The sequence below is a fragment of the Mesorhizobium sp. WSM4935 genome, from assembly GCF_029625735.1.
GTDB lineage: Bacteria > Pseudomonadota > Alphaproteobacteria > Rhizobiales > Rhizobiaceae > Mesorhizobium.
Genome location: NZ_JARTVR010000004.1, coordinates 94,779 through 110,662, shown reverse-complemented (window position 1 = coordinate 110,662; position 15,884 = coordinate 94,779). Strand labels below are relative to the sequence as shown.

13 protein-coding genes are annotated in these 15,884 nt (G+C 64.1%); all 13 read left to right on the top strand.

The genetic code is table 11. The annotated features are described in order from the left end of the window. Positions 1 to 74 precede the first annotated feature (74 nt). Positions 75 to 1,118, top strand: a complete 1,044-nt coding sequence (locus tag P9273_RS12160) for a LacI family DNA-binding transcriptional regulator (RefSeq protein WP_278049130.1) — start codon at positions 75 to 77, stop codon at positions 1,116 to 1,118. Further along, the gene (locus P9273_RS12155; protein WP_278049129.1) at positions 1,115 to 2,131 is read left to right on the top strand and encodes a Gfo/Idh/MocA family protein; all 1,017 of its coding nucleotides are present in this window, start codon (positions 1,115 to 1,117) and stop codon (positions 2,129 to 2,131) included. Before P9273_RS12160 ends, P9273_RS12155 begins: the two co-directional genes overlap by 4 nt. Continuing rightward, positions 2,128 to 3,729, top strand: a complete 1,602-nt coding sequence (locus tag P9273_RS12150) for an acyl CoA:acetate/3-ketoacid CoA transferase (protein WP_278049128.1) — start codon at positions 2,128 to 2,130, stop codon at positions 3,727 to 3,729. The genes P9273_RS12155 and P9273_RS12150 overlap by 4 nt, the downstream gene beginning before the upstream one ends. Further along, entirely contained in the window at positions 3,722 to 4,495 is a 774-nt protein-coding gene (locus P9273_RS12145; RefSeq protein WP_278049127.1) for an enoyl-CoA hydratase/isomerase family protein, read from the top strand. The genes P9273_RS12150 and P9273_RS12145 overlap by 8 nt, the downstream gene beginning before the upstream one ends. Before the next feature lie 10 nt (positions 4,496 to 4,505). Next, positions 4,506 to 6,017 (top strand): aldehyde dehydrogenase family protein, encoded by a 1,512-nt coding sequence (locus P9273_RS12140; protein WP_278049512.1) that lies wholly within the window; start codon positions 4,506 to 4,508, stop codon positions 6,015 to 6,017. Positions 6,018 to 6,073: 56 nt separating this feature from the next. Further along, on the top strand, positions 6,074 to 7,327 hold the full coding sequence (locus P9273_RS12135; protein ID WP_040997238.1) for an ABC transporter substrate-binding protein: 1,254 nt from the start codon (positions 6,074 to 6,076) through the stop codon (positions 7,325 to 7,327). A gap of 123 nt (positions 7,328 to 7,450) precedes the next feature. Further along, positions 7,451 to 8,410: a carbohydrate ABC transporter permease gene (locus tag P9273_RS12130; RefSeq protein ID WP_278049126.1), complete on the top strand. Its 960-nt coding sequence runs from the start codon at positions 7,451 to 7,453 to the stop codon at positions 8,408 to 8,410. Continuing rightward, positions 8,407 to 9,351, top strand: a complete 945-nt coding sequence (locus P9273_RS12125) for a carbohydrate ABC transporter permease (RefSeq protein ID WP_040997241.1) — start codon at positions 8,407 to 8,409, stop codon at positions 9,349 to 9,351. The genes P9273_RS12130 and P9273_RS12125 overlap by 4 nt, the downstream gene beginning before the upstream one ends. Positions 9,352 to 9,372: 21 nt before the next feature. Next, positions 9,373 to 10,488 carry an ABC transporter ATP-binding protein gene (locus tag P9273_RS12120; protein ID WP_040997243.1) on the top strand — a complete coding sequence of 372 codons (1,116 nt, stop codon included), beginning with the start codon at positions 9,373 to 9,375 and terminating at the stop codon, positions 10,486 to 10,488. Positions 10,489 to 10,556: 68 nt separating this feature from the next. Next, complete coding sequence (locus P9273_RS12115; protein ID WP_278049125.1) at positions 10,557 to 12,059, top strand: GMC oxidoreductase; 1,503 nt, start codon at positions 10,557 to 10,559, stop codon at positions 12,057 to 12,059. Continuing rightward, positions 12,056 to 12,817 (top strand): 3-ketoacyl-ACP reductase, encoded by a 762-nt coding sequence (locus P9273_RS12110; protein ID WP_278049123.1) that lies wholly within the window; start codon positions 12,056 to 12,058, stop codon positions 12,815 to 12,817. Before P9273_RS12115 ends, P9273_RS12110 begins: the two co-directional genes overlap by 4 nt. Positions 12,818 to 12,823: 6 nt before the next feature. Further along, positions 12,824 to 14,452: a GMC family oxidoreductase gene (locus P9273_RS12105; protein WP_278049121.1), complete on the top strand. Its 1,629-nt coding sequence runs from the start codon at positions 12,824 to 12,826 to the stop codon at positions 14,450 to 14,452. 209 nt (positions 14,453 to 14,661) lie between these two features. Further along, the gene (locus P9273_RS12100; RefSeq protein WP_278049120.1) at positions 14,662 to 15,879 is read left to right on the top strand and encodes an MFS transporter; all 1,218 of its coding nucleotides are present in this window, start codon (positions 14,662 to 14,664) and stop codon (positions 15,877 to 15,879) included. Positions 15,880 to 15,884: the final 5 nt, after the last annotated feature.

Sequence of the window (15,884 nt, the reverse complement as noted above, 5' to 3'; positions counted from 1 at the left end):
CGATTGACTCCGAATTGCGTCAGCGATTAGAACGTTCCAATAAATTTGCTCGAAAACGTGGAGGACGGACGAGGATGGCCAGCCGGGCCAAGGCGACGATCCTGGACATCGCCCGCGAGGCCGGTGTGTCCAAATCGACGGTGTCGCTCGTGCTACAGGGCAGCGGGCTGATCCGGCCTGAAACCGCGACAAGGGTGCGCAAAGCGATCGAGGATGTCGGCTATGTCTACAACCGCGGCGCCGCCAATCTGCGCAAGGCCCACTCCAACGTCATCGGCATGGTGATCAACGATCTCACCAACCCCTTCTTCGCCGAGCTTGCCGTCGGCATGGAGCGTGTCTTCCAGGCGGCGGGCGTCGTCCCCTTCATCGCCAACACGGCGGAAAACCCCGTACGCCAGGAAGAGGTTTTGAAGTCGCTGATGGAACAGGGTGTCGCCGGCCTCATCGTCTCGCCGGCGCGCGGCACCACGCCCGGCGCCTTCCGCCGCATCGAGGCGGCGGGCGTGCCGGTCGTCTTCACCATGCGCCGGCTGCCTGAAAGCCGCATTCCGGTGATCGCGCCGGACAACCATCGCGGCGCCTTCATCGCCACCGAGCATCTGATCCGCAAGGGTCATCGCCGCCTGGCCTTCTTCGGCGGCTCGTCCGAACTCGTCGTTTATCAACAGAGGCTTGGCGGCTTTGTGGAAGCTTGCGAAACGCTGGGCATCCCCGCCGCCGACAGAACGATCGTCGAGGGCGAGACCAGCCGCAAGGGCGGCATGGCCTGCCTGGAGACAGCGCTTGCCGCGGCGCAACCGCCGACAGCGGCACTCTGCTTCAACGACGCGGTCGCCTTCGGCGCCATGCTGGCATTGCGCAAACGCGGCCTCGAGGCGGGCGCCGACTTTGCCGTCGTCGGCTTCGACGATGTCGCCGAGGCCGAGCACTACAGCCCGGCGTTGACCAGCGTTGCCGTCGACACCGCGGGCCTCGGCGAACGCGCCGCTCACGTCATGCTGAAGATGATCCAGTCGCGCACCACGCGCGCCGAGGACCATATCGGCGCCGTCAGCCTAGTCGTGCGGGAAAGCAGCGGTCCGGACCGCAACAGCCAAGTGGGAGATGCGGCATGAGCGTGCGATGGGGACTGATCGGCGCCAGCACGATCGCCAGACAGTTCATGATCAACGCCATCCGCGCGCAGGCCGATGGCGAGGTCGTCGCCGTGATGAGCTCGAGTGCCGAGCGCGCAAAGGCCTATGCCAGCGAGAACGGTATTCCTGCTGCCGTCTCGTCCCTCGATGCGCTGCTCAGTTCGGATATCGACGCCGTCTACATCTCGACCACTAACGAATTGCACCTCGAACAGGGTCTCGCCGCGATCAAGGCCGGCAAGCATGTGCTGTGCGAGAAGCCGCTAGCGCTGACCAGCGCCGACGCCCGCAAGCTGGTTGCCGCCGCGAAAGCCGCCGGCATCGTCTTCGGCACCAACCATCATCTGCGCAATGCCGGCGCCCACCGCGCCATGCGCGAGGCGATCGTCGCCGGCCGCATCGGCAAGCCGATCGCGGCGCGCGTTTTCCATTCCGTCTACCTGCCGGAGAACCTGCAGGGCTGGCGCATCACGAAGCCCGAGGCCGGCGGCGGCGTGGTGCTCGACATCACGGTGCACGATGCCGACACGCTGCGCTTCGTGCTCGGCGACGATCCGGTCGAGATTTCGGCTTTCACGCAATCCGCCGGCATGGCCGGGAGTGGTCTGGAGGACGGCGCCATGTGCATCTGGCGCTTCAAGTCCGGCGTCATCGCGCAATCGCATGAGGGCTTCACCACGAAATTCGCCGGCACCGGCTTCGAGGTGCATGGCTCGGAAGGCTCGCTCATCGCCAGCAATGTGATGACGCAGAAGCCTGTCGGCTCGGTGCTGCTGCGCACCGCGAGCGGCGAGGAAGAATTGAGCTTCGACCGCGAGGACCTTTACACCCGCTCGCTGCGCCAGTTCCATGCCGCGATCCGCGGTGAAGGGCAGCCTTCCGCCGCCGGCGAGGACGGCATCTGGTCGCTGGCCGCAGCTGAAGCAGCACTTCAATCGTCGAAGACCGGCAAGGCCGTCGCTATCGATCCGCAACTCGGGAGCCTCGATTGAGCAAGCTCGTCTCGGCGGCTTATGCCGCCAGCCTGATCAAGGACGGCATGGTCGTCTCGGTGTCGTCGTCGAGCGGCCTCGGCTGCCCCGACGCGGTGCTTGCCGCGATCGGCGAGCGCTTCGAGGCGCAAGGCCATCCGAAGGCGATCACCACGCTGCATCCTATCGCCGCCGGCGACATGTATGGCATCAAGGGCATCGACCATCTCGCCAAGCCCGGCCTGTTGAAGCGCACGCTCTGCGGCTCCTACCCGTCCGGTCCCTCTTCCGCCGAGCCGCCGCAGATCTGGAAGATGATCGGCGACAATTCGGTCGCCGCGTACAACGTGCCGTCGGGCATCCTGTTCGACATGCATCGCGAGGCCGCCGCCAAGCGGCCGGGCGTACTGACCAAGGTCGGCCTCGACACTTTCGCCGATCCGCGCCACCAGGGCTGCGCCATGAACGCTGCGGCCAGCGAGCCGATCGTTTCGGTTGAGCAGTTCGACGGCGAGGAATGGCTCTATTTTCGCGCCATCGTGCCCAACATCTCGATCATCCGCGCCACCACGGCCGACGAGCGCGGCAACCTCACCTACGAGCACGAAGGCGCCTATCTCGGCGGGCTCGAGCAGGCGCTGGCGGCCCGCAACAATGGCGGCATCGTCATTGCGCAGGTGAAGCGCGTCGTCGAAAACGGCACGCTGAAGCCGCATGACGTGCGGGTGCCGGGCGTTCTGGTCGATCATATCGTGGTGGCGCCCGATCAATTGCAGACGACGCAGACGCCTTACGATCCGGCGATCTCGGGTGAAGTCTTCCGGCCGCTCTCGACCTTCCGCACGCCGGAGATGAACATCCAGAAGGTGATCGCGCGTCGCGTGGCCATGGAATTGCGCGACGGCATGGCCGTCAATATCGGCTTCGGCATCTCCGCCAACGTGCCGCGCATCCTTTTGGAGGAAGGCCAGCACGGCAAGGTCACCTGGGTGATCGAACAGGGCGCGGTCGGCGGCGTGCCGCTGCTTGATTTTAAATTCGGCTGCGCCTCGAATGCCGAGGCGATCATGCCATCGCCGCACCAGTTCATCTATTTCCAGGCCGGCGGCTTCGACGCCTCGCTGCTCTCCTTCCTGCAGATCGACCGCCACGGCTCGGTCAATGTGTCGAAGCTCTCGGCAAGGCCTCATGTGACGGCCGGCGCCGGCGGCTTCGTCGACATCACCGCGCGGGCGAAGAAGATCGTCTTTTCCGGTTTCTTCAATGCAGGCGCCAAGCTCTCGCTGGCGAATGGCGCCATCCGCATCGACCAGGAAGGCAAGGTCAAGAAGATCGTCGAGGAGGTCGAGCACATCTCATTCTCGGGAAAACGCGCCGTCGCTCAAGGGCAGGACATCACCTATGTCACCGAGCGCTGCGTGATGAAGCTTACGCCGGACGGGCTGATGGTGACGGAACTCGCGCCCGGCATCGATCTCGAGCGTGATGTGCTGGCGCAGGCGGAGATCCCGCTCGCCGTGGCAAACGACCTCAAGGTAACGCCCGCCGCCCTCTATCAGGACAGGCCGATCGGCCTGTCGCTGAACGGCGGCGCTTCGCTCGGAGGCGCGCATGGCTGAGCTTGTCACCTTCGAGCGGGACGGCGCCATAGCCATCGTCACCTTGCGCCGTCCGGAAAAGTTCAACGCGCTCGACATCCCGATGCTGCGCGCGCTGGAAGCCGCGCTCGACGAAGCCGAACTGGCCGAGGGCGTCCGCGTCGTGCTCATCCGCGGTGAAGGCAAGGGCTTTTGCGCCGGCGGCGACGTCGAAGCCTGGGGACGGTTAAGCGCCGCCGATTTCCAGGTGCAGTGGGTGCGCTACGGACACCGCGTCTTCGACCGGCTGGCCCGGCTCAGGCAGCCGACCATCGCCGTGCTCTCCGGTCATGCGCTGGGCGGCGGACTTGAACTCGCCGCCGCCTGCGATTTCCGCGTCGCCGAAACGCAGGTGAAGATCGGCTTTCCGGAAACTTCGATCGGCGTTGTGCCCGGCTGGTCGGGCACTCAGCGCGCCGTGCGCCGCTTCGGTGCACAGATCGTGCGCCGGATGGCGATTGGCGGCGAGATTTTCCTGGCGGCCGAGGCGCTGGCGCACGATATCGTCGACCGTGTCGTCGAAACCGGCAAGGCTTTCGACGAAGCGAAAGCCTGGGCGGAAAAAATCGCCGAGCGCGGCCCGCTAGCGATAGAGGCCGCCAAGCTGATGATCGGCGTTGCCGAGGGCGAAGAAGACGCCGCCGCGACCGAGGCGCTGGCCAGCGGCTTCATTGCGCTGACAGGCGACCTCAAAGTCGGCGTCGGCGCTTTCAAGGCCAAGCAGAAGCCGGCCTTTTCGAGATCCTAGAGAAGACATGATGAACGCACCGCTCAACATTGCCATGCCGGCCGAGGCGTCTGAGGCGCCGAAAGCCTACAAGCTCTTGATTGACGGCAGGCACGTCGATGCCCGTGATGGCCGCAGCATCGAGCGCGCCAGCCCCGGCCACGGTTTTGTCGTCTCGTGCTATGCCCAGGCAGGTCCTGAAGAAGTGGAAGCCGCAGTGCAGGCCGCGCACAAGGCGTTCGAGACCGGCCCATGGCCGCGCATGAAGGCCTCGGAACGCGCCGCGGTGCTACTGAAGACTGCCGACCTGATCGAGGCCCGGCTGGAAGAGATCGCCCGGCTCGACGCGCTGGAATCCGGCAAGCCGATTGCCCAGGCGCGCGGCGAGATCGGCGGCGCCATCGACATCTGGCGCTATGCCGCCTCGCTTGCCCGCACGCTGCATGGCGAGAGCTATGCCAATCTTGGCGACGATATGCTGGGCGTCGTGCTGCGCGAGCCGATCGGCGTCGTCTCGATCATCACGCCGTGGAACTTCCCCTTCCTGATCGTCAGCCAGAAATTGCCCTTCGCGCTCGCCGCCGGCTGCACGGCGGTGGTGAAGCCGAGCGAGATGACGTCGGCCTCGACCTTCGTGCTCGGCGACATCCTGCTCGAAGCCGGCCTGCCGGCCGGCGTCGTCAATATCCTCGCCGGCTACGGCGCCGATGTCGGCGCGCCGATGGTCGGTCATCCGCTGGTCGAGATGGTCTCCTTCACCGGCTCGACCCGTGTCGGCAAGACGACCATGGCGGCGGCTTCCAATTCGCTGAAGAAGGTTTCGATGGAGCTCGGCGGCAAGAACGGCCAGATCGTCTTCCCCGACGCCGACCTCGAGGCGGCGGCGGACGCCGCCGTGTTCGGCGGCTTCTTCAACGCCGGCGAATGCTGCAATGCCGGCAGCCGCCTGATCGTGCATGAGGCGATCGCCGACGACTTCCTGAACGTGGTCAAGGCGCTGTCCCAGAAGGTCCGCGTCGGCGATCCGCTCGACGACCGCACCAAGGTCGGCGCGATGATCTCGGCCGATCACATGGAAAAGGTAACCGACTATGTAACGGCGGCAAAAACCGAAGGCGGCAACGTTTTCACCGGCGGCGCCAGGCTTCAATCCAACGCCGGGCAATATCTCGATCCGACTATCGTCCGTAACGTCACGGAAGACATGGCGATCGCCCGCGAGGAAGTGTTCGGGCCGGTGCTGTCCGTGCTCACTTTTGAAACGATTGAAAAGGCATTGCACATTGCCAACAACACGCCCTATGGTTTGTCTGCGGGGGTGTGGAGCGCCGGCGTCGATACATGCATGTCGGTGGCGCGCGGTGTGCGTTCGGGGACGGTTTGGGTGAATACGTTCATGGAAGGTTATCCCGAACTGCCCTTCGGCGGCTACAAGCAGTCCGGTCTGGGCCGCGAACTCGGCAAACGCGCTGTCGAGGACTATACCGAGGAAAAGACTATCCAGTTTCATCGCGGCCAGCGCACCGGTTGGTGGGTCGGCTGAGTTGGGAGACCCCGGCGGACCCGCCGGTCATGTGTATGCAACAAGGGAGGTAGTACATGTTGCGCAAACTGCTTATCGGAACGGCTCTTGCGACGAGCTTTGCGTTCTCGGCGCATGCCGCGGACGTCAAGGAAGTGCAGATGCTGCATTGGTGGACGTCTGGCGGCGAAGCGGCTGCTCTGAACGTGCTGAAGCAGGATCTGGCCAAGGAAGGCTATGCCTGGAAGGACGTGCCGGTGGCCGGTGGCGGCGGCGATGCCGCCATGACCGCGCTGAAGGCGATGGTCGCGGCCGGCAACTATCCGACCGCCTCGCAGATGCTTGGCTACACCGTGCTCGACTATGCCGCCGCCGGCGTCATGGGCGACCTGACCGAGACCGCCAAGAAGGAAGGCTGGGACAAGTCGGTTCCGGCCGCCCTGCAGAAGTTCTCCGTCTATGACGGCAAGTGGGTCGCCGCTCCGGTCAACGTCCACTCCGTCAACTGGCTGTGGATCAACAAGGCGGTGATGGACAAGATCGGCGGCACCGAGCCGAAAACCTTCGACGACTTCATTGCGCTCCTCGACAAGGCCAAGGCCGCGGGCGTCATCCCGCTCGCGCTCGGCGGCCAGAACTGGCAGGAAGCCACCATGTTCGACTCCGTCGTGCTGTCGACCGGCGGGCCGGAGTTCTACAAGAAGGCGATGAACGACCTCGATGAGGAGTCGCTCAAGTCCGACACGATGAAGAAGTCGTTCGACAACCTCGCCAAGCTCGTCAAATATGTCGACCCGAACTTCTCGGGCCGCGACTGGAACCTCGCCACCGCCATGGTCATCAAGGGCGATGCGCTGGTTCAGGTCATGGGCGACTGGGCGAAGGGCGAGTTCCACGCCGCTAAGAAGACCCCTGGTACCGACTTCCTCTGCTACCGCTTCCCGGGCACTGACGGCACGGTGATCTACAACTCCGACATGTTCGGCATGTTCAACGTGCCGGAGGACCGCAAGGCCGCCCAGGTGGCACTCGCCACCGCCACTTTGTCAAAGAGCTTCCAGTCGGCCTTCAACGTGGTGAAGGGTTCGGTCCCGGCCCGCACCGACGTGCCTGACACCGACTTCGATGCTTGCGGCAAGAAGGGCATCGCCGACCTGAAGAAGGCCAATGAAGGCGGCACGCTGTTCGGCTCGCTGGCCCAGGGCTACGGCGCCCCGCCGGCCGTCGCCAACGCCTATAAGGACGTCGTGTCGAAGTTCGTCCATGGTCAGATCAAGACCTCCGACGAGGCCGTGACCGAACTGGTCAAGGCAATCGAAGACGCCAAGTGAGGTTCACTTGAACCAACCCTCCCCCGCTTCGGCGGGGGAGGTCTCCTGTCGACAAAAGGCGCGGAAAGACCTGGTGCGTTTTGGCGCCGGGCCGTCTCCGACCAACCGGTACTGGATGAGCTGATGAGCACAGTTGCCGAAACCCAGATCAAGCTGACACCGGAGCACGACGCCCGTCCCGGCGCGACGGTCCGTTCGCGGCTGCAGGATCTGTTGCCGAAGATCGTTTTGGCACCAAGCTTCGCGGCGACGATCGTCTTCGTCTATGGCTTCATTCTCTGGACGATCTATCTGTCCTTCACCAACTCCAAGACCTTCCCGTCCTACGACATAACCGGGGCCCGGGCCTATCAGCGGCTGTGGCGCTGGACCTTCGAGAGCGACCCGCCTTCGAGCTGGTACACCTCGATCACCAATATGGGCATTTTCGGTTCCCTTTATATCCTGATCTGCCTGGCGCTCGGCCTGTTCCTGGCTATCCTGCTCGACCAGAAGATCCGCGGCGAAGGCGTGCTGCGGCCGATCTATCTTTATCCGATGGCGCTCTCCTTCATCGTCACCGGCGTCGCCTGGAAATGGTTCCTCGATCCTGGCCTCGGACTGGAGCAAACGCTGCATCAGTGGGGCTGGACGAGCTTTCATTTCGACTGGATCAAGAACAAGGATTTCGTCATCTACACGGTGGTCATCGCAGGCGTCTGGCAGGCCTCAGGCTTCATCATGGCGATGTTCCTGGCCGGCCTGCGCGGCATCGATGGCGAGATCATGAAGGCGGCGCAGATCGACGGCGCATCCACCTTCCAGCTCTACCGCCGCATCGTCATTCCGATGCTACGACCCGTGTTTCTGTCAGCCTTCATCGTGCTCGCGCATCTGGCCATCAAGTCCTATGACCTGGTCGTGGCGCTGACCAGCGGCGGGCCCGGCGGCTCGGCCTGGCTGCCCTCCAACTTCATGTATGAGTTCACCTTCAAGCGCAACGAAATGGCAGTCGGCTCGGCCAGTGCGGTGATCATGCTGATGACGCTGACCGCGATCATCGTGCCTTACCTCTATTCCGAGCTCAGGGAGAAGCAGCGATGAGCGCCGTCACCTCGCCGGCCCGTCCGGCTTCGAGCGGCATGAGCGCCAGGACGATTAACCGCATCGTCATCTACGGCCTGCTTGCGCTGTTTGCGATCTTCTATCTGATGCCGCTTTTCGTCATGCTGGTCACCTCGTTCAAGACCATGGACGAGATCCAGAACGGCAACATGCTGGCGCTGCCGCAATCGCCGACCATCGAGCCATGGTTCAAGGCCTGGGGCGAGACCTGCGTCGGCCTCACCTGCGCCGGCATCAAGGGCTATTTCTGGAACTCCATCAAGATGGTGGTTCCGGCGGTGCTGATCTCGACGCTGCTCGGCGCGCTGAACGGCTATGTGCTGACCAAATGGCGCTTCCGCGGCCACACGCTGGTCTTCGCCATGATGCTGTTCGCCTGCTTCATCCCCTTCCAGTCGGTGCTGTTGCCGATGGCGACGATTCTCGGCAGCCTCGGCCGCTTCGGCGCCACGCTGCAAAACGCGACGGGTTTCAATTTCGGGCTCGGCAATTCGACGGTGAACCTGGTCTTCGTCCACGTGGTCTACGGCCTGGGCTTCACCACTTTGTTCTTCCGCAACTACTACGAGGCGTTCCCGACCGAGCTGGTGAAGGCGGCGCAGGTCGACGGTGCGTCCTTCTTCCAGATTTTCCGCCGCATCATGCTGCCGAACTCGATGCCGATCTTTGTCGTCACCGTCATTTACCAGTTCACCAACATCTGGAACGACTTCCTGTTCGCTTCCGCCTATGCCGGCACCGGCGACGTGATGCCGATGACGGTGGCGCTGAACAATGTCGTGAACACCTCGACCGGCGTCGTCGAATACAATGTCAACATGGCGGCGGCGATGATCGCCGCGCTCCCCACCCTGATCGTCTATGTCGTCGCCGGCCGCTATTTCGTGCGCGGGCTGATGGCCGGCGCGGTCAAGGGCTGACCCCTTTCGGAAGGAACGACCATGGCTTTTCTGGAAATTGATGGGCTGAAGAAGCGCTTCGGGAATGTCGAGATCCTGAAGGGCATCGATGTCGAGCTCGAAAAGGGCGGTTTCCTCGTGCTAGTCGGCCCGTCCGGCTGCGGCAAGTCCACACTGCTCAACACGATCGCCGGCCTGGAGCAGATCACCGAGGGCGAGATCCGCGTCGACGGCCGCGCCATCAACGACCTGCATCCTTCGAAGCGCGATATCGCCATGGTGTTCCAGAGTTACGCGCTCTATCCGAACATGACGGTTGCGGGCAACATCGCCTTCGGCATGGAGATGCGCGGCGTGCCTGCCGCCGAGCGCCAGGCGGCGATCGATAAGGTGGCGAAGATCCTGCAGATCGGCCATCTGCTCAACCGCAAGCCCAGCCAACTCTCCGGCGGCCAACGCCAGCGCGTCGCCATGGGCCGCGCGCTGGTGCGCGACCCAAAGCTTTTCCTGTTCGACGAGCCGCTGTCCAATCTCGACGCCAAGCTGCGCGTCGACATGCGCATCGAGATCAAGCGCCTGCATGCCACGACCGGCACGACGATCGTCTACGTCACGCATGACCAGATCGAGGCGATGACGCTGGCGACCAAGATCGCCGTGATGCGCGACGGCGAGGTCCAGCAGTTCGGCACGCCTGCGGAGATCTACAACAACCCGACCAACATCTTCGTCGCCGACTTCATGGGCTCGCCGGCGATGAACCTGATCCCGGCCAAGATCGACGGCAATGGCAGCGGGCTGTCGGTGGTGCTCGACCGCGAGGCGCGGCAGCCGATCGTGCTGTCCATGCCCGGAGCGCCGGCCGGCCTTGCGGCCTTCAAGGACAAGCCGGTGATCTTCGGCGTCCGCCCAGAAGCGCTGACCGACCCGGAAGGCGCGGAACGCAACGGTTCGAACATCGCCACCGCCGACTGCCATATCGAAGTGGTCGAACCGGCCGGCTCCGACACCTTCGCCGTCACCAATCTCGGCGGCAAGGGCGTGGTGGCGCGGCTCAGAGCGGATGCCCGGATCCAGCCCGGCACCAGCACGCCGCTGGCCTTCAATCTGAGCAAGGCGGTGTTCTTCGACCCGGCGACCGAGAAGCGCATCCTCTGATGCATGTCGCCCAAAAGTGGCTCCGGTTTTGGAGCAACGACATGCATCAAAACAAAGACCCTTAGACTATGACAAACCCGGATATCGTCATCATCGGCTCCGGCATCGGCGGCGCCACGATCGCCTCCGGCTTGGCCGGCAGCGGCGCCTCGATCCTGATCCTTGAGCGCGGCGAACCGCTGCCCGCGACGCCGCATGCGCGCTCGACGCGATCGATCTTCATCGACGAGCATTACCGGCCGAAGGAGATGTGGCGCGAGGCCGGCGGCGCTGTCTTCAACCCTGGCAACTACTACTATGTCGGCGGCAATTCGAAGTTCTTCGGCGCGGTCCTGATCCGCTACCGCAAGGAGGATTTTTCCGAGCTCGAGCATTTCGGCGGCGTGTCGCCGGCCTGGCCGTTTTCCTATGACGAATTCGAGCCTTGGTACTCCAAGGCCGAGCAGCTTTTTCGCGTTCGCGGCACCATCGGCGAAGACCCGACCGAGCCGTTCCATTCGATTCCCTATGCCTTCAAGCCGGTGCCGGACGAGCCGCCGATCGCGCGCGCCCGCGCCGAGCTGAAAAGTCTCGGCTTGCATCCGGCCTCGCTGCCGCTCGGCGTCGACATCGAGACCTGGCTGAAGGAAGGCAAGACCGGCTGGGACGCCTTCCCCAACACCGGCCAGGGTAAGATCGACGCTCAGACCGGCCCGTTGACGGCGGCGCTCGCTGACAAGAACATCCGGCTTGAAACCGGCGCGCATGTCGACTGGCTGGAAACGTCGCCGGACGGCAGGTCGATCGCCACCATCCACTACACCCAGGACGGCGCGCAAAAGACGCTGTCGCCGAAGCTCGTCATCTTGTCGGCCGGCGCGATCAACTCGGCCGCCATTCTGCTGCGCTCGCCGTCGGCTAACGGAAAGGGCCTCGCCAACAGCTCCGACCAGGTCGGACGCAATTTCATGAACCACAATTCGAGCGCGATGCTGGCGATCGACCCCCGCCGCCGCAATGACGCCATCTACCAGAAGACGCTGATGCTCAACGACTACTATCTGTCGGACGGCAAAGGCGGCAAGCCGCTCGGCAATGTGCAGCTGCTCGGCAAGATCGACGGCAACATGCTCAAGGCCAATGTGAAGAGCATGCCGAAATTCGTGCTCGACTTCATGGCCGGACACGCCGTCGACTGGTATCTGATGTGCGAGGACCTGCCCGATCCCGAAAGCCGCATCATGGTCGACGGCAAGGAGATCGTCATGCAGTGGCGCCGCTCCAACATGCAGTCGCTGGAAGGCCTGACCAAGGTGATGCGCGAGAACCTTCGCGCCTGCGGTTATCCGATCGTGCTGTCGCGCCCCTTCGACAAGCGCACGCCTTCGCATCAGTGCGGCACGGTGAAGATGGGCAACGACCCGGCCACTTCACCCCTCGATACGTTCTGCCGCGCCTACGACCATCAAAATCTGTTCGTCATCGACGCCGGCTTCCTGCCGACCTCCGCCGCGGTCAACCCGGCGCTGTCGATCGCGGCGCAGGCGCTGCGCGTGGCTGACTACATCCGCAAGACGGAGCTTGCCGCATGACCCGCCCGGCGGCCATCGTCACCGGCGGCGCACGCGGCATCGGGCTCGCCTGCGCCGAGGCGCTGGCCGACGCCGGCTTCGACATTCTTGTCGCCGACCTTGCCGAGGGCGCAGCCGAAGGACTGGCCGAGAAAATCGCCGAGCGCGGCGCGAAGTTCGCCTACGCCCAATGCGATATTGCCAATCTTGCCGGCCATGCGAAATTGGTCGAAGCGGCTACGGATGCTTTCGGCCGCATCGATTGCCTCGTCAACAATGCCGGCGTCGGCGCCGTGGTGCGCGGTGATCTTCTGGAGCTGACGCCGGAGAATTTCGACCGCGCCCTGAACGTCAACCTGCGCGGCACGGTGTTCCTCAGCCAGGCCGTCGCCAAGGCCATGCTGGCGACGCCTGCCGTTTCAGCCCGGTCGATCATCACCATCACTTCGGTGAGCGCCGCCATGGCTTCGCCGGAACGCGCCGATTACTGCATCTCCAAGGCCGGGCTTTCGATGTGGGTGAAAAACCTTGCACTGCGCCTCGCCGCCGAAAATGTCGGCGTGTTCGAGGTGCGGCCGGGCATTATCCGAACCGATATGACGGCGGGCGTTTCCGCCAAATATGACGCCCTGATCGACGGTGGCCTGGTGCCGGCCAAACGCTGGGGCGAGGCCGGCGACATCGGCGCCGTCGTGGCCGCGCTCGCCTCCGGAAAATTCGGCTTTTCGACAGGATCGGTCATCGATGTCGACGGCGCCCTCTCCGTGCCACGCTTGTGAGGAACAATGGCTGACTACATCATTGTCGGCGCCGGCCCGGCCGGCTGCGTTCTCGCCAACCGGCTGAGCGAGGATCCGGGCAATTCCGTCCTGCTCCTGGAGGCCGGCGGCAAGGACTGGCATCCGCTGATCCATATGCCGGCGGGCTTCGCCAAGATGACCAAGGGCATCGCCTCCTGGGGCTGGTCGACCGTGCCGCAGAGAAACATGAAGGACCGCATCTTCTGGTACACCCAGGCCAAGGTAGTCGGCGGCGGCTCATCGATCAACGCGCAGATCTACACGCGCGGCAACGCCCGCGACTACGACGCCTGGGAGAAAGAGGAAGGGCTGACCGGCTGGGGCTATCGCGACGTGCTACCCTATTTCAAGCGCGCCGAGAACAACCAGCGTTTCGCCAACGATTTTCATGGCGACCAGGGCCCGCTCGGCGTCTCCAACCCGATCTCGCCGCTGCCGATCTGCGAGGCCTATTTCCGCGCCGGCCAGGAAATGGGCATCCCTTTCAACCCGGACTTCAACGGCGCGAGCCAGGAAGGCGTCGGCTACTATCAGCTGACCCAAAAGAACGCGCGCCGCTCATCGGCCTCCGTCGCCTATCTGAAGCCGATCGGCGCCCGCAAGAACCTGACGGTCAGGACAGATGTCCTGGTCACGCGCGTCGTCGTCGAGAAAGGCCGCGCCATCGGCGTCGAGGTGGTCGACCGGCCGGGCGGCGAGAAGACGATCCTGCGCGCCGAACGCGAGGTGATCGTCTCCTCCGGCGCGATCGGTTCGCCGAAACTCCTCATGCAGTCGGGCATCGGTCCGGCCGACCATCTGAAAGCGGTCGGGGTCACGCCGGTGCATGACCTGCCCGGCGTCGGCTCCAACATGCAGGACCACCTCGACCTGTTCGTGATCGCCGAATGCACCGGCGACCACACCTACGACAATTACGCCAAGCTGCACCGCACCCTATGGGCAGGGCTGCAGTACCTTTTGCTCAAGAAGGGTCCTGTCGCTTCCAGCCTGTTCGAGACCGGCGGTTTCTGGTACGCCGACCCGACCGCCGCCTCGCCCGACATCCAGTTCCATCTCGGCCTCGGCTCCGGCATCGAGGCGGGCGTCGAGAAGCTGAAGAATCCGGGCGTGACGCTGAACTCCGCCTTCCTGCGCCCGCGCTCGCGCGGCACGGTGCGGCTGAAGAGCGCCGACCCGGCTGACCATCCGCTGATCGATCCGAACTACTGGTCAGACCCCTATGATCGCGACATGTCGATCAAGGGCCTCAGGCTGGCGCGCGAGATCATGCGGCAGAAGGCGCTGCAGCCCTATGTGCTGCGCGAGGTGCTGCCCGGCCCGGACCTGCAGAGCGACGCCGACCTTTTCGACTATGCCTGCCGCACCTCCAAGACCGATCATCATCCGGTCGGCACCTGCCGCATGGGCCATGACGCCATGGCCGTGGTGTCGCCGGACCTCAGGCTGCGCGGCATCGACGCCTTACGCGTCTGTGACGCTTCGGTGATGCCGCGCGTCCCCTCCTCCAACACCAATGCGCCGACCATCATGGTCGGTGAAAAAGGCGCCGATCTGATCCTCGGGCGCGAGCCGCTGCCGCCGGCCGTGTTCAAGGGCAACCAGGCGGCGTGAGGCATCAACGATGATCCGGCATTGCGCCTTTGTCCGCTTTCGCGACAACGCTCCTGAAACCGAGCGCGGCACCGAGGGGCTGATGGTCATCGATCTGGAGGTGACGCAAATGTGACCGCTCGCCGACTTAAAACCGGCGGCTGTCCCGTTCTCTTTTGCCCGCCGTGGAACATATCGCTCCTTTTGGGGAATGCAAAAGGAGCACCGCCTTGGACCTGACCGCCGAGCAGAAGAAAACCGTTGTCGCATCATTCCTTGGCTGGACGCTCGACGCTTTTGATTTCTTCCTTCTGACTTTCCTGCTCACCGATATTGCCGCTGAGTTCCAGACCGACGTGCCGGCGGTCTCCAAAGCACTGTTCCTGACACTGGCGACGCGTTTCATCGGCGCGTTCTTCTTCGGCATGCTTGCCGACAGATACGGCCGCAAGCCGATCCTGATGCTCAACATCGTCAGCTATTCGGTGATCGGCGCCTTGGCCGCCTTCTCGCCCAATCTCGGAGTATTCCTGGCGCTGCGCGCTTTGTTCGGCATCGCCATGGGTGGCGAATGGGGCCTGGGCAGCTCGCTCGCCATGGAATCCATTCCGCCGAGCGCGCGCGGCACGGTCTCGGGCATCCTGCAATGCGGCTATCCGGCCGGTTATCTGCTGGCCGCGGTGGTCTACGGCCTGCTCTATGGGCAGAAGATCGGCGACTTCAGCTTCGGCTGGCGCGCCATGTTCCTGCTCAGCTTCGTGCCGGCGCTGATCGTGCTCTTCATCCGCTCGCATGTGCCGGAATCGCCGGCCTTCGTCGAAGGCCGTGCCCAGGCGCGGCCCGGCCTCCTGGAAACGTTGCAGAAGCACTGGGGCATCGCGCTCTACGCCGTAGTGCTGATGATGTTCTTCAACTTCTTCAGCCATGGCACGCAGGACCTCTATCCGACCTTCCTGAAGAAGCAGCACGGCTTCGACACGCACACGGTGAGTTGGATCACCATCGTCGCCAATATCGGCGCCATCGTCGGCGGCCTGGCCTTCGGCGCGCTGTCGGAAAGGATCGGCCGCATCAACGCCATCACGCTGGCCTGCGTGATCGCGCTGCCGGCAATTCCGCTTTGGGCCTACACGACCACGCCCTTCATGCTGGCGATTGGCGCTTTCATCATGCAGGTCGCGGTGCAGGGTGCCTGGGGCGTCATCCCGGTGCACCTCAATGAATTGTCGCCAGGCTCGGTGCGGGCGACCTTGCCCGGCTTCATCTATCAGGCCGGCAATCTGGCGGCATCCTATGGAGGGCCCTACCAGGCCGGCATCGCCGAAGCGCCGGGAGGCAGCTACGGCTATGCGCTGGCCCTGTTCGCCGGCGTGGTCGCCGTTTGCATCATCATCGTCATCCGCTTCAGTCCGGAAAAGCGTGGTCAGGTGATGACCGTGCTCGGCTGACGATC